We start from the raw sequence: 24638 nt of genomic DNA on the forward strand, positions 1-24638 counted from the left end.
TGCCTGCTTCGATGGCCCCGACAGCGAGGACGGCAGCGACCGGGGAGAATCCGTGGGCACGTGGGGCAGTGGGAACTTCGAGAGCGACACGGCGCTGGACCACCTGTCGGCGGTCGTCGGCCGCCTCGTCGACGAGGTCGCCGAGGCGATGGCGGGCGATCCGGTCGGCATCGAGCCCGACGAGTACTGGGGCGAGGCCGTGCCTTGCCAGCTGGAGCTGCTGCACGTCCTCGCGCAGGCCGGCCACTCCACCGAGGGACTGCCGAAGGCCGAGGTGATCGAGGGCTGGAAGGAGACCTACATGGCCGTCTGGGAGCGCAGCATCGACGGCCTGGAGCCCAAGCCCGAGTACAAGAGGAAGCGCCGGGAGGTGCTGATCCGCACCTTCGACCTACTGGCCGCCGACGCGCGGGAGGCGGAGATCGACGAGGACGCCTAGCCGGTCTCCCCGCGGCGGGGCAGGCGGGTGGCGGCGAGGGCGCCCAGGGCGCCGGTCAGCAGGCCCCAGCCGGCGGCGAGCGGCACGGTGATCCAGAGCACCGGGTCGAGCGTGAGCGTGCCGCCGGTCAGGGCGGCGGCCTGGCCGACCGGGCCCGCCGCCGGGCCGAGCACGGAGCTGAGCAGGTCGCCCAGTCCACCCTCGCCGAGGCCGACCCCGAGCACCGAGAGGCCGTAGTCGGCGGAGATCCTGGTCCAGACGCCGACCAGCAGCATGGTGACGGCGGCGGCCGCCGCCAGCCGCACCGCGTGCTGCCAGAGCCGGACCCCGCGCGGTGCGCGGTGCGCGGCGAACACCCCGGCGGCGAGCATCAGGACGGCGGCCGCCGGGAGCAACCACCAGGCCCGGGCGTTCTGTTCGGCGAGCGTGCCGAGGCTCACCGTGCCGTCCTGGCCCTCGCCGACGCGCAGTACGGCGGCCAGCGACTTGGGCACGGGCAGTCCGATCGCGCCGACCAGGTGGCCGTGCCACTCGCCGCCGAGGCCGACGCCGAAGGCGAGCCAGACCAGATTGGGCAGGGCGAGCAGGGCGACGGCGGCCACCTCGCGGGCGTTCCCGTTCACCGCGGCGGTGACGATCGCGGCCACCACCCCCAGTGCCACGCACCCGAGCAGGACCAGCAGCATCGCGAACCCGGCCGGGCGGACGGCCTGCTGGAAGGGCACCAGGGAGCGCGGCAGCGGGGCCCGGCGGGAGACGGCGAAGGTCGCGGCCAGCACCACCAGCAGCCAGAGCAGCCCGAGGCCGAGGGTGGGCGCGGGCTCCGCGTGGAAGCCCACCTCGGGGTCGATCCCGAGCGCGCCGCCGAGCTGTTCGACCAGACCGCCGCCGAGCGGCACCGGGAAGGTGTGCCGGGCGGCGACGCAGAGCAGGGCGAGGGCGACCAGCCAGACCACCGCCGTCCGGGCGGCGCGGCCGAGCAGTTCCCGGCCGCCCGCCACCGCGCGGAAGCGCAGTTGGCGCAGGAACACCTCGGCCACGGCCAGTGCGCCGACCAGGCTCACGGACAGCGGCATCGCGACGATCCCGGCGTCGACGGAGGCGAAGAAGCCGGCGCCGCCGTCGAGGCCCACCGAGCCGCCGACGGCGAGGGTGAGGGTGGCGGCGAGCACGTACGGGAAGCCGCCGCCGGGGAGGTCGTTCGCGCCGGCCGCCCAGAGGCCGAGCGCGGCGACGGCCGCCATCGCGGCGAAGCCGGCCAGGACGACCGCCACCGCGTCCAGCCAGCCGCGCACGGCGCCGGGCGGTCCGGCCGCCCCGGTGCGGGCCGGCCCGCTCGAACGGGCCTGCTGGTGCATGCGGGTCTCCCTGTCGGCTCGGTGTCCCCCGTGCGTCCCGGTCGCGGCCCCCACGCCTGCCACCAGGGTGGCCCAGGACCGGCCCGCCCGCCTGTCCGCCCGTCACCACCGCCACCACCGTCACCCCGTTGCCCCGCCCGCCGGTCCCGCTCGACGCCCCGCGCGCCGCCCGCTGCTGTTGCGACGGGCGGGCACCCGGGGCAGAAATGGATCCCAGTGGCAGGAGCCTCCTGCGCCGGCCGGGTGGACCGGCCGCCTGCGAAACGGAGCCTCGATGAGTTCCCAACCGCCTTCGTCCGGCCCGCCCCTCGGCCCGCCCTCCGGACCGCCGTCCGGCCCGCTCTCCGGCCCGCCGTCGGGCGGCCGGTCCGGTCCGCCCGGTCCCCCGTCCGGCCCGGCCTCCGGCGGGGCCGGCGGACCGGGCGGCGGCGGACCGGGCGGGTCGTCCGGTCAGGGCGGGCCGGGCGGGGGGCGTCCGACGCCGTGGTGGCGCTCCGGACGGAAGGCCGCCCTGGTCGCCGGCACCGCCGCGCTGGCCGTGGTGGCGGCGGTGCTGATCATCAACAACAACAGCGGCGGTGGCGGCGGCAACGACACCACCGTGCCGACCGCGAACGAGGTCGCGCTGCAGGGTCCGCAGGACCCGGGCCCGGCGCCGTTCACCCCCTCGGTCCAGACGGAGGCGGTGCAGGCTCCCGCCGCCCCGGCGCCGTCCACGGCGACCGCCACCCGAACGGCCGGTGCCACGGCCACCGCGAGCACCGGGCTCCACAACGTCGAGGGGACATCGGCCGGCGTCTACGGCGGGACGATGAACAAGCCGAGCTGCGACGTGGAGCGGCTGATCTCGATCACCTCGACCGGCGACACCGGCCGGGCCTGGGCCTCGGCCCAGGGCATCGAGCAGTCCGCGATCCCCGGCTACCTGCGGTCGCTGACCTCGGCCTATCTGCGGGTGGACACCCGGGTAACCAATCACAGCTACCAGGGCGGCGCGGCCGTCGCCTACCAGTCCGTGCTCCAGGCCGGCACCGCCGTGCTGGTCGACGCGCAGGGCGTGCCGCGGGTGCGCTGCGGCTGCGGCAACCCGCTGAAGGCGCCGACGCTGGTCTCGGACGCCAAGTACGTCGGCAAGCCGTGGACGGGCTTCCAGCCGAGCACACTGGTGATCCTGGTCGCCGCGCCCCGGCCGGTGACCGAGATCGTACTGGTGGACATCGTGACCGGCGGTTGGTTCGCGCGGGTGACGGGACAGGTCAAGGTCGTCGACAAGGAGGTCCGGGAGCCGCGCGGTCCGCTGGCACCCGGCGTCCCGCCCGCCACCTCCTGGCCGTCCGCCTCGTCGAGCCCGTCGAACTCGGGCTCCACCTCCGCCTCGACGTCTTCCTCGTCCTCGTCCTCGACCTCGGGTTCGCCGTCCGGCTCCACCGGGCCGTCCAGCAGTTCGGCGACCGCCTCGACCTCGGGCGCGACCTCCTCGGGTGCCACCTCCTCCGGGGCCACCTCCTCAGGAGCCACGTCCTCGGGCGCCACGTCGTCCGGCGCGACCTCCTCCGGCGCCACCTCCTCGTCCGCCTCGGCCGGCACCTCGACCAGCGCCTCCACCGAGTCGGCGAGCTCGAAGCCGACGGTGACCACCACCCCGGCCGCCACCACGACCACCACAAAGACGGCCGCGTCGACCACCACGGCCCAGCAGCCGGCGACGGCCGCGGCGACCTGCGCCACCGCCGCGCCGTCCACCCTGCCGCCCTGCCCCACCGTCACGGCGACCACCGGCTGAGCCCGGCCGTCACCGGCCGTCACCGGCTGACGCGGGCCCCGGCGGCCCTGCGTCAGCCGGTGACGGCCAGCTCCGCGACCACCGCGCGGTGGTCGGTGCCCCGCACCCGGTACTCCGTCACCGACACCGCGCGCAGCGCCTCCCCGTGCAGCACGTGGTCGATCTGGATCACCGGCCACAGCGCGCTGAAGTAGGTGTCCGACTCCGGCCAGGTGGGCGCGACCCCCCGGCCCAGCTCCGCGTGGGTGTCGGCGAGGCCGGTGTCGAGCAGGGCGCGCATCGGCGAGTGGTCGAGCGTCGCGTTGAAGTCCCCCAGCAGGACGGCGTTGCGGGTGGCGCCGGACACCGCCGCCCGCAGTCCGTCGAAGTCCTCCGCCCAGCGCCCGGAGTCACCCAGCGGGTAGTAGGTGTGCACGGCCGTCAGCCGGACGGTGCGGCCGCCGACCGTCACCTCGGCCGCGATCTGCTCCCGGGCCGCCTCCGAGGCCGAGCCGTCGAGCGGCGTCAGCGGGAGCCGCGAGTAGATCGCGGTGTCCCGACCGGGCCGCAGCTCCCGGTGCGGCAGCACCTCGGCGATGCCCGCCCGGTCCAGCCCGGCGACCGCGCCCGGCCCCAGCTCCTCCATCGCGAGCACGTCGACGCGCTGCTCGCGCACCAGCCGGACGATCTCCGCGGCATCGGCCTGCCCCACCCAGGCGTTGCTGGTGGCGACCCGCAGCCGGGGCGCGTCGGCCGCCGGAGCGGCACCGCCGTCCGGCACCAGCCTCGGGACCAGCCAGAAGGCCTGCACCGCCACCAGGACACCGGCGACCGCCGCCGCCCACCACGAGCGGAGCGCCAGCAGCACCCCGAGCGCGAGCACGCCGCCCAGCGCCGCGTACGGCAGCAGCACCACGGCGAGCGCGAGCGGCGTCCCGTCGTCCCACCCGCCGAGGCGGACCGCCACCAGCGCGGCCGACAGCGCCGACACCGCCCAGCCGGACCACTCCAGCACCCGCCGCACCCACACCCACCAGCGTGCCCGCTCCACCGGCTTCCCCACCCCTCGCTCCAGCCCCGCGCCTCTGGCTCAGGACGCCCCGGTCGGCGGCGCGGTTCCGTACCGCTCCGCACACCGGCCTCCGGCGGGGAACCACCGCGCCTTCTCCCGGGGCCCCGCGTCACTGAGCTATTGAGGTGATCGTTTCTGCGTGTCCGGACAGAACGGTCCCGAGCCCGGGCGAGGGTGGGACGGACCCGCCCCGATCCGACCGCCCGTTGTGAGGCCACCCGTGGTTCATCGCCCCTCCCCGCACCGCAAACGCCTGTCCGCCCTGTGCCTGGCGGTCCCGCTGGCCGCCGGGCTGGCGGCGCCCTTCGCCCTGGACCGGGCCTTCGCGGCGCCGGACCTGCCGCAGCGCCAGGCGGCGGTCCGCGGGGCCGGTACCCAGCGGCCGATCGGCCCCGACCCGGTGGTCGACCTGCTGACCCACGGCAACCTGACGATGGCCTCGAACTCGGTCCTGACCTGTGACGACAGCGACGGATCGGTCTGCAACGACACCGAGGGCACCAACAACGGCCGCACCAAGTACATCAAGACCGACCCGAACGCGCCCGGGAACAACGCCTCCTCGGCCCAGCTGCAGATCCCGGCCGGGGCCGAGGTACTCACCGCCCGGCTGTACTGGCAGTTCAACCCGACCAACACCAGCAACGCCGGCGGCACCTCCGGGGACATCAACAAGGGCAACACGGTGTCCTGGAAGGTCCCGGGGGGCGCCTCCTACGAGCAGGTCACCGCCGACACCTACGACTGGTTCGACCAGCAGGTCGGCGGCACCCCGCCCGAGCCTCTGCTGGCCGGGGCCGGCGTGAAGGACGTCACCGCCCAGGTGAAGGCCGCGGGCGCGGGCAGCTACACCGTCGCGGACATCCAGGCCTGCGCCGGCCGCTCCTCCGCGCAGAACTCCGGCGGCAACAACGTGGGCTGCTGGGGCGGCTGGTCGCTCGTGGTGGCCTACCAGGACCAGGCCGACCCGCTGCGCTACCTCCAGGTCTGGGACGGCTTCCAGCTGCTGCGCTCCCCCGACAACCTGGCGACGCTCACCCTCGCCGGCATCCGCACCCCCGCCACCACCCCGCCGGCCACCATGGGCGTCACCGTCGGCGACGGCGACGTGCCGATCGCGGGCGACCAGCTGCTGGTCGGCTCCGCGACCGACAACCTGACCCTGCTGCCGATGCCCGGCCCCACCGGTGTCGTCACCGACAACGCCTTCACCAGCCGGATCGACCGGGTCGCCACCGACGGCACCGGCAGCAACATCACGACCCGCGACCCCGCGCCGGTCAACAACTACGGCTACGACGCCCGCATGATCGACGTCACCGGCAAGATCCCCGCCGACGCCACCCAGGCCGTGCTCCGGATCAACGGCGCCGGCGACGCGCTGCACCCGCAGGCCGTCTGGCTCGCCGTCGACGCCCTCGAACCGGACCTGCAGATCACCAAGGCCAACACCCCGGCGGGCACCACCGACAACAACCCGCCCGGCAACGTCGGCCCCGGCGACAGCATCACCTACACCTTCACCGTCGCCAACCGGCACGCCGACGGCGGCACCGGCGACCTCGACACCGCCACCGGCATCACCGTCACCGACCATCTGCCGGCCGGCACCACCTTCGTCGCGGGCTCCAACCCCTCCTGCACCGCCACCGGGCAGACCGTCACCTGCCAGGTCGCCGACCTCGCCCCGGGCGCGAGCACCACCGTCGCCTTCCGGGCCACCGTCGACCAGGCCGCCACCGCCGGCACCGTCCTGGACGACAGCGCGACCCTCGCCTTCCAGGGCAAGCAGACGCAGCGCGAGCAGACCCGCACCAGCAACACCGTGCGCAACACCGTGGTCGACACCCCGGTCTACTCGATCGAGAAGACCGCCACCCCCACCTCCACCACCCCCGGCAAGACCGTCGGCTACCGGATCAAGGTCACCAACACCGGCCGCGTCGCCGCACCCGGGGTCACCCTCGACGACAACCTCGCCGACGTGCTCTCCCGGGCCGACTACAACGGTGACGCCGCCACCGACCTGGGCAACGTCACCGTCACCGGCAACACCCTGCACTGGAGCGGGGACCTGCCGGTCGGCGGGAGCGCCACCATCACCTACTCGGTGACCGTGCACAGCACGCTGACCACCGACACGGCGCTCGCCAACACCGTCACCTCCAGCACCTACCGCAACAACTGCCCGCCCGGCGAGGGCGACGCCCGCTGCCACGCCGACGTGACGGTGGCCGTCCCCACGCCGTCGCCGTCCCCGACCGCCTCGCCCTCACCGACGGCGTCCCCTTCCCCGACCGCTTCCCCGACCGCCTCGCCCTCACCGACGGCGTCCCCTTCCCCGACCGCTTCCCCGACCGCGTCGCCCAGCCCCACCGCCTCCCCCTCCCCCACGGCGACGCACGGCCACAGCCACAAGCCCACCGGCAGGCCGACGCACTCCCCCGGGCCTGACGGGGAGCTGCCCGACACCGGCTCCGGCGCGCTCCCGGTCCTCGCCCTCGGCGCGCTCGGCTGCCTGACGATCGGCCTGCTCGTCCTGCGCACCCGGGGCCGCCGACACTAGTCCCCCGCCTCGTCCTCGGACACAGACCGACAGCGAGCCCGTGCCGGGCGGAAGGGCCCGGCACGGGCTCGCTGTCATGAGACGGCGCCCGGAGTTCAGTCCACGCAGGGGATGCCACCGGCCTTCACCGCGGGACCCTGCATGGGGAGGTCCGGCGTCGGCTCGGCGGTGGGCCCGGTCGACGGGGCCTCCGGCGAGGTGGACGGGCTCGCGGTGCGGGGGGAGTGCGTGGAACGGGGTGCGGCCGGGGTCGTCGTCCGGGTGGCGACGGGCGCCGCGAACGCGGCCGGTACGACGGGCGCGACCTGCTCTCCGGAGGCGGAGGGCGCGGCCTCCGGTGGGACCTCGTGGCCGAACAGCTGCTTGACGATCCGCTTGATCTGGCCCGGGTCGACGGTGTTGACCTCCTGGCCGCCGATGTTCTTGAACCCGGTGATCGGCAGCGTGTTGAACTCCACATTGCCGCCGGTCAGGTTCGGCGCCTGCTGGGCGAAGTCCAGGACGTTCCAACGGTCGTCGATGACCACGTCCTTCTTCACCGCGTCGAACAGCCGCTGGAGCCGGCCGAGGTCGCCGACCACGCCGTCCTGCTTCAACTTGTAGACGACGGAGGAGATGAAGGCCTGCTGCCGGTGGGTCCGGTCCAGGTCGCCGTTCTTCAGGTGGTGGCGCTGGCGGACGAACGACAGCGCCTGCCGGGCGTCGAGCGAGCTGACGCCGGCCGGGAGCCGCAGCCCCGTCCCGCCGCCCTCGTGGGTCGCCGTCCGGGCGACGATCGGGTCGTCCACCGGGTTGTTGAGGCAGACCTGGATCGGCTCGACGGCCTTGGCGATGTCGTAGAAGCCGATCAGGTTCACCTCCGCGAAGTGGTCGATCGGGATGTCCAGGAAGGACTGGACGGTCTGGAGGGTGGCGGCCCGCCCGGCCTCCCGGCTCTGCCGCTCCAGCTCCGGTTTGGACAGGCCCTTACCGCTCAGCTTCTGCTCGGCGGCCTCCTTGGCGATGCCGTACGCCTCCTTGATCTTGTGCATCTTCCCGTCCGCGCCGACGGTCTGCACATAGTCGTCGCGCGGGACGGACAGGGCCGTCACCTTGCCCCCGTTGGCCGGTATGTGCAGGACGATCAGCGCGTTGGTGTTGTACCCGCCGATCTCGCTGGAGCCGGCGTGCAGTTCCTCCTCGACGAACTCCTTGGGCAGGTCGTTGCCGTCCATGTCCTTGCGGCTGTCGAGGCCGATGAGCAGCAGGTTGACGGACTGGTCGAGGTGCGGGGGCGCGTTCTTCCGGGCCTCGGCGAGCGCGCCCGACTTGACCATGCCGCTGTCGAGTTGCCGGTACTCGTACCAGACCAGGCCGCTCGCGCCGAGGACGGCCACCGAGAGGGTGCCGGCGAGCACGCGTCCGGCGACGGTCAGCGGTCCGGTGCGGGGTTCAGCCATGACGGCGCCTCCGGTCGGTGGTCGGGCCGGCGTTGACGGCGGCCGGGGCGGGGGGCCGGTCGGAGCCCGGGTCCGCGGTCCGGCGCGGATTCGGGATGCGGCTCGGCTTCGCGATCGGGTTCGCGGTCGGGTCGGTGCGGGCCGACCGGGCCGCGAGGGCCGCTCGTCCGGCCACCACCGACAGCGCCACGATCACGGCCACCGCCATCACCGGGAAGGCGTCGACCACCCAGCGCACGGCCGAGGAGGCGAGCGCCTTGCCCTGGGCGGCGTCGGCACCGGCGGCCCAGGCGGTGCCGGCCCTGGCGGCCAGGACCACCGGCGGCGCGGCGATGACGACCCACCAGCGCCCGGGGCGGGTGCAGCGGGCCGCCGCGACGCCGGTGCCGAGGACGGCGCCGAGGGCGAACAGCGGACCGCCGCCGTTCCCGGTCAGCTCCCCGGCGACCGCGCCGGCCAGCGGCAGCCCGGTCGCGGCCAGCAGCACCACCGCCGTCCCACCGGGGCGGGGCGGCGGGGCCGCTCCGCCCGCGCCTCTCGCGTGTTGCCCGACCATGCCCCACACCCCTTCCGCCGTGCCTTCCGGTGAACTTCTACAATGCTGTAGAGCAAAAGTGGAGCATACAAACCCGTCCCCGCGAAATCACCCCGGCCACACCCGCCACCTGCCCACCACGGGGCCTCCCGACCGGGAAAGCAGCAGGTCAGCGGCGGCTAGGATGAACACGAACCGGGCGGAACGAACAGAAGGACCATCATGTTCGAGCACCTCAAGAACCTCGCCGACAAGGCCACCGGCCTCGCCCGCGAGCACAGCGGCGCCGTCACCCAGGGCCTGGACAAGGTCGCCGGGATCGTCGACGACAAGACGGACGGCAAGTACAGCGGGCACATCGACACGGCCACGGGCAAGGCCAAGGACTTCGTCAACGGCCTGGACGAGTCCAAGTAACGCGGACGCGGAGGCGGACCCACCCCGAACCGGCCGGGCCGGTTCGGGGTGGGTCCGCACGCGGTCGACCGTCAGACGGTGGCGGCCAGGCGCTCGATCCAGCGGGCGCGCCACGCGAGCGCGTCCCGGACCCCCTCCGCGATGCTCCGGCGCGGCTCCCAGCCGAGCAGTTCGCGCGCCGCCGTCACATCGCTGTAGCAGCCGAGCACATCGCCGGGGCGCGGCTCCGCCTCCCGGACGTCCAGCTTCTCGCCGATCGCCTGCTCGAAGGCCTCGACCAGCTCGCGGACCGTGGTGCCGTCACCGGTACCGATGTTGACGACCCGGTAGCGCTCCCCGGCTCCGGGCCGGACCACCTCGTCGAACCGGACCAGCGCGGCGACATGGGCGTCGGCGACGTCCTGGACGTGGATGTAGTCCCGGATGCCCGAGCCGTCCCGGGTGTCCCAGTCGACACCGGTGATGGTGAACGGCGTGCCGTTGACGTGCGCCTCGATCAGCTTGCCGAGCGCGTGGCTCGGCGCGAGGTCCTGGAGGCCGGTCCGCAGCTGCGGGTCCGCGCCGATCGGGTTGAAGTAGCGCAGCGCGACGACCCGCGTCCCGTCGGCGTCGGCGCCCCGGGTCCAGTCCTGGAGCACCTGCTCCATCATCTGCTTGGTGCGCGCGTACGGGCTGCTGCCGTCGACCGGGCAGCTCTCGTCGACCCGGCCGGTCGGGGTGGGCCGGTAGATGGAGGCGGAACTGCTGAAGACCACCCGGGTGCAGCCGTTGCGCTGGAGCGACTCCAGCAGTTCGACGGTCTTGCCGACGTTCTCACGGTAGTAGAACAGCGGCCGCGCGACCGACTCGGGGACGACGATCCGGGCCGCGCAGTGCAGCGTCGCGTCGATGTCGGGGTGCTCCGCGAAGATCCGATCGACCAGCGCCGCGTCCGCGATGTCCCCCTGGTAGAACTCCCGGCCCTCGACGAACTCGGCCCGGCCCTTGGAGAGATCGTCGAGGACGACCGGGGTGATGCCCGCGTCCAGCAGCGCGGACGCCACGGTGCTTCCGATGAAGCCTGCCCCGCCGGTGATCAGTACCTTCCGCACGATCCGCATGCTCCCTTGCCTCGGTACGGACGCCCCGTGACGTCCGTTGCGGGGGAGGACGACTGGTTCGCACCCGGCGGTTCCCGGCGGGGCGCCCCGGGGCGGAGCGGGCTCGGGACCGGCGGGTCAGGGAGGGCCGTTCAGGGACGGCGGGTCGGGGACGGCGGTTCAGGGACGGCGGGTCGGGGACGGCGGTTCAGGGACGGCGGCTGCGGCGGCGCAGGACGAGGCCGGCGGCGACCAGGGCGACGGCGACGACGGCGGTGCCCACCGCGGCCCGGGCGGCGAGGCCGGAGCCGTCGGGGTCCGCGGCTTCGGTGGCGGCCCCGGCGGTGGCCGGGGCGGAGGTGGCGGGAGGGGTGCCCGGAGCCGTGGGCCGGACGGTGGCACCGGTCGTGCCCGGCCCGGTCGTACTCGGACCCGCGGTGCCCGTCCCTGCTGTGCCCGTCCCTGCTGCACCGGTTCCTGCTGTGCCCGGCCCGGTGGGCGTCGGGAGTGTCGGGTCGGAGATCACCGCGGCCTCGACGTCGAGTTCGCGCTCACCGTGCCCGAGCGAGGGGAACGCGCAGTCCACCGCGATCCGCCAGTGCCCGGCCGGCAGGAACTCCCGCGTGGTGTAGGTGCCCGGCCGCCCCGGCACGGCGACCAGCCGCCACGGTCCGGCCGCCCGGCCGTCGGCCGAGGTGGCGGAGAGCGTCCCGGCGAACTGCTCGGTGACCGGGTCGCGGTCGTTCTCCCAGGTGGCGACGGTGGTGACGCGCCCGCCGTCCTGTCCGGACACCTCCAGGTGGACGGTGTCGCCGTGCGCGGCGGCGGGAACTGCGGCGGGAGCGAGCACGACCGCCCCGGCGAGGGCCAGGGCGGCGAGGGACTGACGGGTGCGGGGCATCGCGGGTCTTCCTCGTGGAGTGGAACGGGCCGGGTGCGGCCGCCACCGCGTCAGCGGCGGCCGCACCCGGCTCGGGGTCCGGGGATCGGGGGTCGAACCCCGGACGTCAGGTGGTCTTCTGCAGGTTCCAGCTCTGGTAGGTCTGGCCGTTCGGCTTCTGCAGCTCCAGCAGCCAACCGCCGTAGTACCAGCGCTTGCTGGCACCGAGGACGAGCTCGGAACCGTCGGCGGTCAGGACGACCGCACCGCCGGCGGAGGTGACCCGCCACTTCTGGCCGGCCGCGTCCGAGCAGGGGCGCTGCGCGACGTACTGTCCGGCGACCGGGTTGCCGCCGAGCTGGAGGCACTTCTCCGAGCGGACGGACTTGATCCGCAGCGTGCCCGAACCGGTGTCCTCGAAGGTCCACTTCTGGTTGGCGTAGCCGGTGCGCTGGTAGGCGATGGCCACCGTGCCGTCGTTGAGCGAGCTGCCCCAGAGGTCGGCGGCCTGGCCGGTGAGGCCGTTCAGCAGGCTGTAGCGGGTGCCGGGCTGCGGCTTACCGGCGTCGGCCGAGGTGCGGAAGGCGGCCGCGCGACCCGGCTTGGACACCGCTCCGGCGGCGTCCCGGACGGCCACCGCGACGGAGTACGAGGTGTCGGGCGCGAGCCGGACCACGCCGACCACGGTCGCCCGGACGGTGCCGATCGTCTGGCCGTTCAGCAGGACGTCGTAGCCGCTCGCGCCGTTCACCGCAGGCCAGCTCAACACGGCCGAGGTCTGGGTGACCTGACTGACCGTCATGGCCGGGCCGGTGGTGCCGCCGGTGGGCGAGGCGGTCGGGCTCGGGGTCGGGGTGGTCGAGCCGGTGGGGCTCGGCGTCCCGGTGGCGGTCGGGGTGCCGGTCGGCGTCGGGGTGCCGGTGCCGGTCGGCGATCCGGTCGGGGTCGGGGTGCCGGTCGGGCTCGCGGTCGGCGAGGCGCTGTTGGTGGCGGTCGGGCTCGCGGTGGGCGAACCGGTCGCGGTCGGCGTGCCGGTGGGCGTCGGGGTGCCGCCGGTCGCGGTCGGCGACGGGCTGCGGGTCGGCGAGTTCGTCGGGGTCGGCGAAGCGGTCGGGGTCCGGGTCGGGTCGGGCGTCGGCCCGGTGCCGCCACCGGCGATCAGGAAGCGGTTGTTGGCGACGTTCCAGTGGGTGGCGAGGTAGCTGCCCGGCGCCGGGTCGGTGTGGTAGTAGTCGTCGTGCCGGCAGTCCAGGCGCATGTCACTGGCGTTGTCCGGGCAGACCGTGCGCATCGCCGGGTAGTACGGGGCGTCCGAGTAGCACATGATGTCCCACTCGTCGACACAGTGGCCGCCCTTGCTGGAGTTGGGCGCGCTGTTGCTCACCGCGCCCAGGTTGTGGCCGAGTTCGTGCGCGGCGGTGTGGCCGCCCCAGCAGCCCGAGTCGGTCCGGCCGTACGAGGGGCCGAAGTTGCTCAGGTTGTCCTGGCCGGGCCGCTCGTCGCCGGCGAAGGTGCCGATGCCGCAGTACACCTTGGCGTCCGCGAAGATCATGTACTTGCGGTCCTTGCGGTTGAGGCCCTGGGCCGCGATCGCACGGTTGCTGGTGTTGAAGTCGGCCATCTCCGCGTCGGACACCTGGATGTTCAACACCGAGGCGGAGCAGTCGGATTCGGTGACGAACCGGACGTGCCGGACGCCACCCGTCTCCTGGGCGCTCGCGTTGTAGATGACGTCGACGTCGGCCGCCCACTTCTTGAAGGAGGCCAGGTACTGGGCGAACCGGTCGTTGCCCGGGGTGTGCGCGTAGACCACCTGGACCCGGTTGCCGGCGCTGCCGTCGCCCTCGCAGACGACGCCCTGGCCGCCGGCGGCGGGCGCGGCGGCGACCGCCTGGTCACCGGCCGCGTCGGCCAGCAGCGTCTTCGTCGTGGCGTCCAGGACCGGCATCGTCCCCTTCACCAGGTCGGCAGCGGTGGGCGGTTGGGCATCGGCCGGGGGCGTCAGCGGGGCCGGCTGGGCGACGGCGGCGGCCACCGGCGGGACGTCCTTGCGGATGTCCACGTCCTTCGGCGGCGCGTCCGGGCCGTGGCTGCACAGCTCGCCGCCGGTCACCTCCAGGGAGCCGGCGCAGCGGTCGCCGGCGGGCAGGTTCAGTCCGGCGTAGACCAGGCCGCGGTCGGGCTGGTCCTTGGGTATCTCCTTGATCGGCGCGGCCTTCTGGTCGCGCTTCGGCCCGGGGGCCCTGGTGGCGTTCTCGGCGGTGCCGGTCTGGCCCGTGCCGTCGTCGGCGATCGTGCCGGCCATGGCACCGCCCACCCCGTCGACCGAACCCGCCACCGCGCTCGTCGCGGCGGTGTCGTGCACCGCGGACGACTCCATGGCGGTGCTGATGCCCAGCGCGCCCGCGACCAGTCCGGCCGCGACCGCCAGTGAGATCAGTGCGGTGCGCTTGCCCGTCCGTCGACGCCGCCGACGGCGGAGCTCCGTGCTCCGGTGCCCCATCGGGTGTCTCCTCTCCTCGTGCGAGGGTTCGACCACCGCTCGGGGTGATGGCCTGAACCTTCCGACACTCAGGAGACCGGCCCGGGCGGGCCGGATAACAAAAACCTCTTTTCGAAATTCGCGCGGGCGGACGAGGGGGTCCGGACGGGATGCGAGGCGGGGTCGGTGACGCGTCGTCGGCGCACGCCCGGGGTGCGCGGCGCGGACCCCGGCGCGCGGGTACGGACCTCGGTGCGCGGTGCGCGGTGCGCGGCGCACGTGGACGGGACCGGCCGGATCCGGTCGGTCCCGGGGGCGATTCGGTTTCCGGGGCCGGTGCGGTGCCTGGGGCTTGCGGGTCCCGGGGCTGGGGCCGAGCCGGTGCCGGTGCCGGTGCCTCAGGCCGCGACGTCGAGCCGCTGCGCGGCGAGACCGGGGCTGCCCTGCCGGTGCAGCGCGGCGAGGCCCGCCGCGAGCTGCTGCGGGTCCCCGGCCAGCCAGAACCGGAGGGCGGCCGACAGGGCGGCGCTCGCCGGGCCGATCCGCAGGCCGGTCACCGCCGTGATCCGCTCGCCGACCAGCGGGAGCAGATCCGCGACCGGCGCCGGCAGCCAGAGCGTGACCGCGCACGGCGCGGGCCGGGCCAGCACCCGCAGCAGCCGCAGCACACCCGCGTCCCCGACCCCGGCCCCTGGCCCTGTCGCCGCCCCTGGCCCCGACGCGGCCCCGGCCACGGCCCCCGGAGCGACGGGCAGCACCGCCGGCTCCGAACGGACGGGGAGGACCGGGAGGACGTGCAGACTGGGGACGACGTCGATCAGCCCGTCCGCCGCGACGTCGGACATGTCGGCGCCGTGTCCACGCGCGAGTTCGCGCAGCAGGGCCCGCTCGGCGGCCGCGATCCTGACGGTCAGCATGACTTCTTCGCAGTCCATGGTCCCAGTTCCCGTCCAGAGCGTGAGGGTGTGCTCGTCCGTCGTCGGTCGTGTACCGGTCAGCCCTTGCCGATCATTACCTGCCCGTCAGCGGGGGTCCGCTATCGGCGTGATCAAGCCATAGTGGCCGTCGTAGCGGCGGCACAGGATCCGGCCGCGCCCGTCGCCGGGATCGGTGTGGAAGACGAAGGGCCAGCAGGTCAGCCAGAGTTGGCGGGCCGCTTCGAGGACGTCCAGCCGGGGCGCCGGGTGCGGGCTCTCCGTCAGCGGCAGCCCCGAGCCGCCGAGCCGGGCCGTGGAGTGGGCCCGGACCAGCCGGAATCCCCCGCTCCCGGGTGTCCGGTGGACCACGCTGTCCTGGCCGGTGAGCACGTCCGAGAAGAGGTGGAACCGGTAGTCCAGGGCCAGCATCTCTCGCACCGCCTGCTCGGGTGTGTGCCGGGCCAGGAGCACCGACTTCCGCCGGACGATCCGCCGTTCGGCGAGCGGGCGCGACGCGTACTGGGGGCGGTAGGAGCTCTCGTAGGCCGTCGCGAGCCCGATGTCGCCGAGCTCGCGCAGCCGGACCGCGCGCCCGGCGAGGGTGCCGAGCGCCAGGTCGACCGCCTCCCGGACGGTCACCGCCGCCAGTTCCACCCGGACCCGCCCCACGCCCGCCAGGTCCAGCGCGGCCTGGGCGACGGCGGGCCTGGTCACCGACCGGTCCCGCGGCCGGGTGAGCCTCAGCCGGGCGGCGTGCGCGTCCGGCCCGAGGTCCGCGATCAGCGCCAGGCACCGGCTCCGGGCGTACTCCGCGTCCTCGCGGGGCAGTTCGCCCCGGATCTCCACCCGGACGTCGAGGGCGGGCCGGTGGCGCAGACGGATCATCAGGGATTTCTCCTCGGTTCGCCACCATGCTGGACCCGTGCCCACCCTCCCGCCGAGGGCCGAAAGGCCCTGCCCACCAGGCAGGACGACCCGGCCGGCCCCGAACGGTTCGTCCTCCGGCGGGGTCGCCCGCGACCGTCCGGGCGACCCCATCGGGACGCCACGCGTACACCTTGAGGACACTCCACCGATGGGGTGATCAACCCGGGTACGGCGCAACGCTCACGGGACCGGCGCGTTTCCCATGGCGTGCGCCCTCTGGCAGCGGCGCGCGCGGGGTCCGCGTCGACCGGCCCCCGGAACCCGGCGGTCGCCGCGGCGGCTCCGGTGGTACCGCAACGCCGGGCCGTTCGACCGGTCCGACACCGACCGGTCGCGCCGGACCGTCCCACCGGTCCGCCCCCCGGTCCATCTGGTGAGAGGTGATGTCATGATCCTGACCAACGAGACCCGCAGACCGCCCGCCCCGCCCAGATCCCCCGCGGCAGGGCCCCGTCGAGCGGTCGTTCCCCCGCTCGCCCCCGGCGCACTGCCCGGACTCGGCCACGCCCCGGCCCTGCTGCGGGACCCGCTCGGCTTCCTCGGTTCCCTCTCCCGGTACGGCGACGTGGTCCGGATCCGCCTCGGCCCGCGCACGGTCTGCGTCGTCACCGACGCCGGGCTCGTCCACACGCTGCTGGTCGCGCTCGCCCACGACTGCCCCCGCGGCGCCGTCCAGGACACCCTCAAGACGGCCTTCGGCGACGGCCTGCTGATGTCCGAGGGCCGCGCCCACCGCGACCGCCGCCGGATCATCCAGCCCGCCTTCGGCCCGGACCGGATGGCCGACTACCTGGCCGTCATGCACCGGGTCACCGAGGAGCGGGCCGACCGCTGGCACCCCGGCCAGGTCCTCGACGTGGCCAAGGAGATGAACCACCTCGCGCTGGAGATCGTCACCCGCGCGCTGTTCGACGCCCGGCTGAGCGAGGACGCCACCCTCGCCTTCCACCGCGCCCTGCCCGACCTGGTGAAGGGGCAGATCGTCCAGTCCCTCTACCCGCACCCGGCGCTCGCCCGGCTGCCGCTGCCGGTGAACCGGCGCTTCGACGCCGCCGTCCGGGTGCTCAACCGCGTCGTCGACCAGGCCGTCAACGGCACCGCGCCCGGCGGCCGGTTCGGCGCGCACGGCGGGCACGGCGCCGGCATGTCCGGGGCCGGCTTGCCCGGGGGCGGCTTGCCCGGGGGCGGCTTGCCTGGGGGCGGCTGCCCGATGAGCGGGGGCGGGGCCCGGCGCCCCAGCCTGCCCGCCCTGCTGCGCGCCGCCGTCGACCCCGCCACCGGCCGACCGCTCACCGAGGCGGACGTCCGCTCCGAGGCGATCACCATGTTCGGCGCCGGCACCGAGACCGTCTCCACCACGCTGACCTGGCTGATCGACGAACTGGTCCGCCACCCCCACATCGAGGCCCGCGTGCTGGCCGAGCTGGACGAGCACCTCCCGGCCGGGACGGTGCCCACCCCGGAGGCCCTCGCCCGACTCGCCTACACCCGCGCCGTCACCCAGGAGGTCGTCCGGCTGCACGCGCCGAACGCCTTCCTGATGCGCACCGCGCGCGTCCCGGTCACGCTCGGCGCCTACCGGATCCCGGCCGGCACCGAACTGCTCTACAGCCTCACCGCCGTGCACCGCGACCCCGCGCTCCACCCGGACCCGCTCCGGTTCGACCCCGGCCGCTGGTACGACGCCGACGGAGCCGAGGGAACGGGCACCGGCGGTAGCGCCGCGGCCCGCCAGGCCTTCCTCCCGTTCGGCGCCGGCAAGCACAAGTGCATCGGCGAGGCCTTCGCCTGGGCCGAGTTGACCGTGGCGACCGCCGCCATCCTGCGCCGCTGGCGCCCGACAGCCGTCCCCGACGCGCGGGCCCGCGAGGTCGTCTGGACCACCGTCCAGGCCCAGGGTCTGCGGGTGCGGCTCGCGCCGCGCGGCGACAACCGGCCGCCGCACGCCCCCGGCACGCGCCGCACCCCCGCTCCGGGCGGCCGGGACGACACGCCGGCCCGGTGCCTGCCGATCGGCGGCCCGCGGCGGTCCACCCTGCTGCCCGCGCGGTCGACCGTACTGCCCGGCCGGTCCGCGCCCGGCCGTTCGTACCCGTCGGCGCTGCACACCACTGCCCTGCGGACCGCCGCCCGGACGGTCGCCCGCACCGCCTCGCGCACGGCTTCACGTGCCTCCGACTCACGTGGCTCCGGTTCACGTGCTTCTGACACGCGTACTCCTGATGCGCGTGCCTCTGGTTCACGTGCGTCCGATTCACGTGCGTCCGATGCGCGCACGGTCTCGCGCACCGCCGACCGAACGGGCCCGCGTCCGCGCGGCGGTGGCGGCAACGGCGGAGAGGCCCTCGCTCCGGGTGCGGGCACCGTCCGGTCCCTGGTCTCCCCCCGGCACCTCGTGCTGCTCGGGCCCGCCACCGCTGTGCCCCGGCCCGCGCCGTCCCCCCGCACCGCGGCGTCGCCCCGGCCGGTGGGGTTCACCGGCACAGCCGTCCCCCCGCTCCTCCGGCCCGGCACCGGGACGGCCCGCACCCCGGCCGAACTGACAGCCGCCACCGCCCGGCACGGCGACTGGGCGCTCGCCCACGGCCTGCTCGCCCCGACCGATCTCGCCCGCTACCAGTCCTACGCGCTGCCCGAGCTGATCGGCCACGCCTACCCCCGCGCCCGCGGCGCGGAACTGGACCTGCTGGTCGACATCCTGGGCTGGTTCACCATCCTCGACGACCGGTTCGACGGCCCGCCGGGACGGGACCCAGCCGAGGCCCGAGCCATCGTCGGACCGCTGCTGGCCGTCGTGTCCGGCCACCCCGTCCCGGTCGGCGGCCCCCACCCCCACCTGCTCGACGCCTGGCGGGAACTGTGGCAGCGCCAGACCGCGCCCATGTCACCGGAGTGGCGCCGGCGCACCGCCGACGAATGGCGCTCCTGCCTGGAGACCTTCCTCGCCGAGACCGCCCACCGGGCCGCGCGCACCCACCCCGACCTCGCCGAGACCGTGCGGCTTCGCCGCCACGCCAGCTGCCTCTATCCGTTCATGGGCATACTGGAGCACGTCCACGGCGGCGAGGCACCGGCCGCCCTGCACCGGGACCCCGAGCTGCACCGCCTGCGCGCGAACACCGCCGACGCGGCGACCCTGATCAACGACCTGTACTCGGCCGACCGCGAGGAACGCCAGCAGGTCGCGGCCTTCAACACGGTGCTCACCCTGCAACGGGTCCGCGGCTGCACCCGGGCCCGGGCGGTCCGGTCGGTCGGGACGAGGATCGCCCGGCTGACCGCGGAGAGCGAGTCGCTGCGCCGCCGGCTGCTGCTCCGCCACCCGGAGGGCGGCTGGTACCTCCACGGGACCCGGGAACTCGTCGACGGCGTGCACGCCTGGACCAGCACCAGCCGCCGCTACACCGGCGAGGACGCCGTGCGCTGACGCCGATGCTGATGGCCGTGCTGATGCTGACGCCGGTGCAGATGCCGGTCCCGGGCGGGCCGGGTCACTTCCGGTCGCCGAGGGCGAACAGCAGCAGGACGAAGCCGGCGAACAGGTGCGTGGCGAAGATGTAGATGCCCGCCCGGATCAGCATCGCCCGGCGCCGCGCCTTCTCCTCCAGCGTCGCGCGCCGGCCCGTGGTGCCTTCGCTGTTCGTGGTTCCTTCGCCGCTCGTGGTGCCTTCGCCGCTGGTGGCCCCGGCCGGGCTCATCGCCGGCCCGCCGGGGTCGCGGGGGCCTCGGGCGCGCGCAGCTCGCCGAGCAGCGCGTCCTGGTCGGTGATCAGCTCGGTCAGGATCCGCCGGGCGGCCCGGAGCAGCTCGGCGACGTCCGGTGTGCTGAGGGCGTAGACGACGGTGTTGCCCTCGCGGGTCGCGGTGACCAGCTGGGTCCGGCGCAGGACGGAGAGCTGCTGGGAGAGGTTGGAGGGCTCGATCCGGATCTCGGCCAGCAGCTCGCGCACCGGTCGCGGTCCGTTCTGGAGCAGTTCCAGGACGCGGATGCGGACCGGGTGTCCGAGTGTCCGGAAGAACTCCGCTTTCGCCTGGTAGAGCGGGACCGGCATCGTCCGTTCTCTCCTGTCTCTCCTGCGGGTCGCGGATGGGCTCGTTCGCCGCCTGGCGGCGTGAAGCATCATCCTTGCAGATGAAGATTTCTTCAAGTCGTCATCCCCGAACACGGAAAGCGGACGCAAAGCGGAAGGAAAGCGAGGGACGCGGAGAGGCGCGGAGGCACCCGGGAGACAAGGCAAACAGTGCGGGCCCGGGATCCAGGATCCCGGGCCCGCACCGCCCTACCGGGCGCGTGTCATCAACACGGCACCACAACGTCGACGGTCACCGGAACCGGACCCCACGGGTAGGCGGCGGCGCTGAAGCTGCCGTGCACGGTGGAGCCGCACGGAACGGTGCCGCCGACGCCGCGCACCTGCACGGTGCTGGCGGTGAAGCGGGTGTACCCGCTGATCGAGCCGAGCGACGCGCCGCCGACGACCTGGCCGGACAGGCCGGTGATCAGCTCGACGGTCTGCGGCCACGGGCCGCCGGGGCTCGGCGGGCCGGCCAGGCTGATCTGCCCGTACAGCTGGACGTTGTCGCCGGTGATCTCGGCGCACACCCGGGTCGACAGACCGGCCTGCAGGCCGGAGGCGCCGCAGGTGGTGGTGGTGCCGATGATGCCCGTGTTGGCGGTCTGGGCCGCGCTCGCCTCGGCCGGCACGGCCAGCAGGGCCGCCGCGCCGACGATCCCGGCCGCGGTCAGGGTGAGTCGGTTCATCCGCATGTCCGCTCCTCCTCTTCTCTCTTTGACTACAAGGAATCAGCATCGCCACATGTGACATTTCACATGTGGCATGTCGTAAGACTTTCATGCGATTCCAATGCAGGAAAGGGCCAAGATCCGAATACTTGATGATCAGACTGGAAACTGGCCTTCGATGGCGTGATTTTCAGCCTTCGATGGCTTGAATGACTACTCGCCCAGCGGCAGTCGCCCGGCACTCAGCCGCTGGGCACTCTCGATCGCCATGTCCATGAACGCGAGCGCGTCGGCCCGCCGCGCGAACGGAGTCGGATACCGGGAGCGGCGCCGCCCGCCGTCCCGGATCCGCAGGCACTCGTCCAGGATCCGGTACCACCGCTCGTCGAACACCGCCCGGGCGTACTCGCCGGCCCCGCGCTTCGAGGCGATCCGCCCGGTGGCCAGCGTGTAGTGCGCGCGGCTCACGCCGAGCACCCCGTGGGCCGCGCCCGCCCCGTTCAGAAGGGCCAGCCCCGGGCGCGAGGCCAGCCGCGAGGAGCGCCGCCGCCACGGGCGCCAGTACTCCTCCAGGCTTCCGGCCGTCCACACCGCGAGCTCCCCCGGCCCGGTGTCGATCATCAGCTCCTGCGCCCGTGGACCACAGAGCGTGACACCGTGCCGCGCCAGCGTGTGCCAGAGCACCGGCGTGCGGTCGGTTCTCACCCGGTGCCGGACCGTCCCCCCGAACACCTGCGGTCCCGGAGCCGCCTGCGCGGGCGCGCCCGCGAGTTCGTGCCAGGTCAGATAGGGGCCGTCGAACGCCGGGCACGGATAGCGGGTCGCCAGCCGGGCGTGCGCGCGTTCCAGCCCCGCGAGCTGCGCCGCCGTCACCGGATCGGCGGACACAGCCACGAAGTCGATGTCGCTCCGCGCCGGGTGGAAGTCCCCCAGCGCGGCCGAACCGACCACGTAGAGGCCCTCGACCAGCCCGGGTACGGCGGCGTCGACCAGGGTCAGGTAGGCGTCGGCGATCTCGTGTACGAGAGGGTGCACAGTCACGGCGGCAAGCCTGCCATCCGGATGACCCTCCGTGTCCGCTCGTTTCCGCTAAGGATCGGCGCGTGTTGGTCAGCTGTGCACCCTCTTCGCGCCACCCTCACTCCCTTTCGCGCCACCCCCTCGCCACCCTCGCCACCCGCGCCACCCCGGCTGGGAGCGGGCGGGCGGGAGCGGCAGGGGGCGCGCGGCCGGGCGGCGGGCGCCGGTGGACGAGAGTGAACGAGTGCTGGTGGACGGGTGACGGTGAGGGGGTGACGGTGAGGGGGTGACGGAGGTGCCGGGGTCGGGGCGTGCGGGCTCAGAGCCGGCCGAGGGAAGTACGGAGGGTGTCGACCCGGCCGACGGCGCCGCTGAACTCCCCGGCGTCCAGATGACCACTGTCGAGGGCGGCGGCAAGGGCCGCGGCGGCGGCGTCGCCCTGCTGGATGTCGCGGGCGGAGCACAGCAGGAGGTCCATGCCCGCCCGGGCCGCGGCGACCGCCCGGTCCCCGGTGTCCCCGAAGGCGGCGAGGGCTCCGGCCTCCAGGGCGTCGGTCACGGTCACCCCGCGGAACCCGAGGCGCCGGCGAAGCTCGCCCTGGACGACCGCGCTCGACAGTCCGGCCGGACGGTCGGCGTCGAGGGCCGGATAGACCGCCCAGGAGGCCATCACCAGTCGGACCCCGCCGGCGATGGCGGCCCGGTAGGGCTCCTCGCCCCGCGCCCGGAGCTCGGCCAGCGGGACCGGGAGGACGACCGGGCGCTCGTCGGTGTTCTCCTCGCGGGCCGCGGCGCCGAGGCCGGGGAAGTGCTTGGCGGTGGCGGCCACCCCCGACCGCTGCTGGGCGGCGAGGAAGGCGGTGCCCAACTCGGCCACCACCTCGGGCTTTCCGCCGTAGGAGCGCTCGAAGTGGTCGATGAAGTTGTCCGGTGCGTCGAAGACGTCGAGCACGGGCGCGAGGTTGACGTTCAGACCCGCGTCGGCCAGGGTTCCGGCCGCTCCGGCGCCGGACCGGGCCGCGTCCCCGGCCGGGTCGGCGGCCGCGCCGGTCTGCCGGGCCGAGTGGACCGGGGCCCCGGGCAGCCGCCGGACCTTCCCGCCCTCCTGGTCGGTCATCAGCAACAGCGGCGCACCGGACGGCGATTCCTGCGCGGCGGCCTTCAACTGCCGAACCGCCAGCTGGAGTTGCTCGGGCGACGGGGCGTTCTCCTTGAACAGGATGACGCCGGCGGCACGGCCCGCCCGGATGGTGTCGAGCAGTTCGGGCGGCGGGGTGTCACCGGGGTAGGAGTAGACGATCCGACGGCCGGCGAGCCGGAGCGACGCGGCGGAGGGCACGGTGGTGGGCACGGCGGTGGTCCTCCCGGTAGGAGTCGAGGTCCCGGGGTTCGTCCCGACGGTGCCGGTCCCGGTGTCGGCCGCGGTCTCGGTCGCGGTGTCACTGTCGGTGCCGGTGTTCGTCCCGACGGACCCGGCCGTCCGGTCGGGCGGCGCCTGTACGGCCAGGGGCGCGACCGGGCCGAGCCCGGTCGCCGGGCCCACCGCCGCCAGCAGCAGCGCCAGGAGCGCGAAGCGGACCGCCCGACGGGGCGTCCGACGGGTGCTGCGGCGTGGCGGGCGTGGCATGGGGCGTCCATGGCGGGGCGTCGACATCCGGCCTCCCTCGGTCGGTCGGGGTCCGGGCCGGTCGGGCGAGCCGGCCCCGGAACGGCCAGGATCGTCGATCGGCGGGCGGGAGTCGACGGGTTCGACCGCGGACACGCCGCCGGTGCCGCGGACACCGCGACCGGACGGCGTAACAGCAGCAGCCTCACCCCGGGAGCGGTGGTCCCGCCTCCCGGAGCAGCCGTCCGAGGACGGCGATGCCCTCCTCGATCTCGCCCGGTGTACCGGCCGCGTAGCCGAGGACCAGCCCCGGCGGGTGCGGCAGGCGGGCGTGCCAGGACAGCGGGTGCACCTTCACCCCGTGGGCCAGCGCCGCTGCCGCGAGCTCGGTGTCGGTGCAGGGCAGACCGTCGGGGAAGGTGAGCATGAGGTGCAGCCCGGCCGCCGCGCCGTGGACCGCGGCGCCGGGCAGATGGGTGGCGACGGCGGCGGTCATGGCGTCACGTCGGCGCCGGTGGCGGGTGCGCTGCAACCGGAGGTGGCGCTCCAGGGCACCCGATTCCATCAGGTGGGCGAGGACCAGCTGCGGGAGCGCGGCATTGCCGAGGTCACTGAGCCGTTTGGCGTCGACCAGGGCGTCCCGGTAGCGGGCGGGGGCGAGTACCCACCCGGTGCGCAGCGCGGGGGCGAGCAGCTTGGAGACGCTGCCCAGGTAGAGGACCTGTTCGGGGAGGACACCGCGCAGGGCGGGCACGGGCGGGCGGTCGTAGCGGTGTTCGGCGTCGTAGTCGTCCTCGATCACCAGCCCGCCGTCGGCCGCCCATTGGAGCAGTTCGCGCCGCCGGGCGCCGCCGAGCACCACGCCGGTCGGGAACTGGTGGGCGGGCGTCAGCAGCACGGCCCGGGCGCCGACGGCGCGCAGGGCGTCCACCCGGATGCCGTCGGCGTCGACGGGGACGGGCGGGGTGGCGGTGATCCGGTGACCCAGGTGCTGGCGGGTGCCGAGGGAGCCCGGGTCCTCGACGGCGACCACGTCGAGGCCGTCCGCCCGGAGCACCTCGCCGACGAGGGCGAGTGCCTGGGCCGCCCCGGCGACGACGAGGACCTCGCCGGGGTCGGCGCGGATGCCGCGGTTGCGGGCCAGCCAGTCCGCGACGGCGCGGCGCAGGGCGGGGGTGCCGCGCGGGTCGCCGTAGCCGAAGTCCGGTGCGGCGAGGTCGCGCAGGACGGCGCGTTCGGCGCGCAGCCAGGCGGCTCGGGGGAAGGCGGCGAGGTCGGGTACGCCGGGGGCGAGGTTGATTCGGGCGGGAGCGGTGCGGAGGGCGTCGAAGACGGTCGTGGCGGGTGCGCCGTCGAAAAGCGAGGCGGGGGCGGGGGTGGTGGCGGTGTCGTCGGC

Annotated in this window: 20 protein-coding genes; 5 read left to right on the forward strand and 15 right to left on the reverse strand. The window is 74.7% G+C overall.

Translation table 11 applies throughout. The features are described from left to right. Positions 1-52: 52 nt before the first annotated feature. Positions 53-439, forward strand: a complete 387-nt coding sequence (locus IF01_RS0111310; protein WP_030393208.1) for a DUF4259 domain-containing protein — start codon at positions 53-55, stop codon at positions 437-439. Here the strand turns inward: IF01_RS0111310 and IF01_RS0111315 are convergent. Continuing rightward, positions 436-1797: a streptophobe family protein gene (locus IF01_RS0111315; RefSeq protein WP_030393209.1), complete on the reverse strand. Its 1362-nt coding sequence runs from the start codon at positions 1795-1797 to the stop codon at positions 436-438. The two genes, IF01_RS0111310 and IF01_RS0111315, sit on opposite strands and share 4 nt — an antisense overlap. 274 nt (positions 1798-2071) lie before the next feature. Between IF01_RS0111315 and IF01_RS49245 the strand changes: the two genes are divergently transcribed. Then, positions 2072-3580, forward strand: a complete 1509-nt coding sequence (locus IF01_RS49245) for a DUF6777 domain-containing protein (RefSeq protein WP_051755170.1) — start codon at positions 2072-2074, stop codon at positions 3578-3580. Between the two features lie 52 nt (positions 3581-3632). On the opposite strand, the gene IF01_RS0111325 is transcribed toward IF01_RS49245, so the two are convergent. After that, the gene (locus IF01_RS0111325) at positions 3633-4622 is read right to left on the reverse strand and encodes an endonuclease/exonuclease/phosphatase family protein (RefSeq protein ID WP_244215485.1); all 990 of its coding nucleotides are present in this window, start codon (positions 4620-4622) and stop codon (positions 3633-3635) included. Positions 4623-4851: 229 nt separating this feature from the next. Between IF01_RS0111325 and IF01_RS41605 the strand changes: the two genes are divergently transcribed. Next, positions 4852-7197 carry a DUF7927 domain-containing protein gene (locus IF01_RS41605; protein WP_030393212.1) on the forward strand — a complete coding sequence of 782 codons (2346 nt, stop codon included), beginning with the start codon at positions 4852-4854 and terminating at the stop codon, positions 7195-7197. Positions 7198-7292: 95 nt separating this feature from the next. On the opposite strand, the gene IF01_RS0111335 is transcribed toward IF01_RS41605, so the two are convergent. Then, a complete protein-coding gene (locus IF01_RS0111335; RefSeq protein ID WP_051755171.1) occupies positions 7293-8636 on the reverse strand; it encodes an LCP family protein in 1344 nt (447 codons plus the stop codon). Next, positions 8629-9192, reverse strand: coding sequence for a DUF6542 domain-containing protein (locus tag IF01_RS43800; protein WP_157855200.1), 564 nt, complete (start codon positions 9190-9192; stop codon positions 8629-8631). The genes IF01_RS0111335 and IF01_RS43800 overlap by 8 nt, the downstream gene beginning before the upstream one ends. A 201-nt stretch (positions 9193-9393) precedes the next feature. Here IF01_RS43800 and IF01_RS0111345 point away from each other — a divergent pair, with 201 nt between their 5' ends. Continuing rightward, positions 9394-9588 (forward strand): antitoxin, encoded by a 195-nt coding sequence (locus tag IF01_RS0111345; protein ID WP_030393215.1) that lies wholly within the window; start codon positions 9394-9396, stop codon positions 9586-9588. Positions 9589-9659: 71 nt separating this feature from the next. Here the strand turns inward: IF01_RS0111345 and galE are convergent, their stop codons facing one another. The 5 genes from galE to IF01_RS0111370 all read right to left on the reverse strand — a co-directional run bounded on the left by galE (position 9660) and on the right by IF01_RS0111370 (position 15831). Then, a complete protein-coding gene (gene galE / locus IF01_RS0111350; RefSeq protein WP_244215486.1) occupies positions 9660-10679 on the reverse strand; it encodes a UDP-glucose 4-epimerase GalE in 1020 nt (339 codons plus the stop codon). A gap of 196 nt (positions 10680-10875) precedes the next feature. Then, entirely contained in the window at positions 10876-11568 is a 693-nt protein-coding gene (locus tag IF01_RS46775; protein WP_030393217.1) for a hypothetical protein, read from the reverse strand. A 106-nt stretch (positions 11569-11674) separates the two neighbouring features. Further along, complete coding sequence (locus tag IF01_RS0111360; RefSeq protein WP_051755174.1) at positions 11675-14050, reverse strand: RICIN domain-containing protein; 2376 nt, start codon at positions 14048-14050, stop codon at positions 11675-11677. A gap of 377 nt (positions 14051-14427) precedes the next feature. Continuing rightward, positions 14428-14964 (reverse strand): hypothetical protein, encoded by a 537-nt coding sequence (locus IF01_RS0111365; RefSeq protein WP_149030611.1) that lies wholly within the window; start codon positions 14962-14964, stop codon positions 14428-14430. A gap of 87 nt (positions 14965-15051) precedes the next feature. Then, a complete protein-coding gene (locus tag IF01_RS0111370) occupies positions 15052-15831 on the reverse strand; it encodes a sigma 54 modulation/S30EA ribosomal C-terminal domain-containing protein (RefSeq protein WP_051755176.1) in 780 nt (259 codons plus the stop codon). Positions 15832-16261: 430 nt separating this feature from the next. Here IF01_RS0111370 and IF01_RS43805 point away from each other — a divergent pair, with 430 nt between their 5' ends. Next, positions 16262-19300: a cytochrome P450 gene (locus tag IF01_RS43805; protein WP_051755177.1), complete on the forward strand. Its 3039-nt coding sequence runs from the start codon at positions 16262-16264 to the stop codon at positions 19298-19300. A 64-nt stretch (positions 19301-19364) separates the two neighbouring features. On the opposite strand, the gene IF01_RS0111385 is transcribed toward IF01_RS43805, so the two are convergent. From IF01_RS0111385 to IF01_RS0111410, 6 genes are all read right to left on the reverse strand, one after another. Next, on the reverse strand, positions 19365-19571 hold the full coding sequence (locus IF01_RS0111385) for a DUF6126 family protein (RefSeq protein WP_030393221.1): 207 nt from the start codon (positions 19569-19571) through the stop codon (positions 19365-19367). Continuing rightward, on the reverse strand, positions 19568-19924 hold the full coding sequence (locus IF01_RS0111390; RefSeq protein WP_030393222.1) for an ArsR/SmtB family transcription factor: 357 nt from the start codon (positions 19922-19924) through the stop codon (positions 19568-19570). Before IF01_RS0111390 ends, IF01_RS0111385 begins: the two co-directional genes overlap by 4 nt. A gap of 245 nt (positions 19925-20169) precedes the next feature. Beyond that, positions 20170-20634 carry a hypothetical protein gene (locus IF01_RS0111395; RefSeq protein ID WP_157855201.1) on the reverse strand — a complete coding sequence of 155 codons (465 nt, stop codon included), beginning with the start codon at positions 20632-20634 and terminating at the stop codon, positions 20170-20172. Positions 20635-20829: 195 nt separating this feature from the next. Continuing rightward, a complete protein-coding gene (locus IF01_RS0111400; RefSeq protein WP_030393224.1) occupies positions 20830-21657 on the reverse strand; it encodes a nucleotidyltransferase domain-containing protein in 828 nt (275 codons plus the stop codon). Positions 21658-21955: 298 nt separating this feature from the next. Beyond that, positions 21956-23263 (reverse strand): glycoside hydrolase family 3 N-terminal domain-containing protein, encoded by a 1308-nt coding sequence (locus IF01_RS0111405; protein WP_106981200.1) that lies wholly within the window; start codon positions 23261-23263, stop codon positions 21956-21958. A gap of 184 nt (positions 23264-23447) precedes the next feature. Next, on the reverse strand, positions 23448-24638 hold a 1191-nt coding region (locus IF01_RS0111410; RefSeq protein ID WP_037779553.1), incomplete at its 5' end, for an aminotransferase-like domain-containing protein.

This window comes from Kitasatospora purpeofusca, from assembly GCF_000718025.1.
GTDB classification, from domain to species: domain Bacteria; phylum Actinomycetota; class Actinomycetes; order Streptomycetales; family Streptomycetaceae; genus Kitasatospora; species Kitasatospora purpeofusca.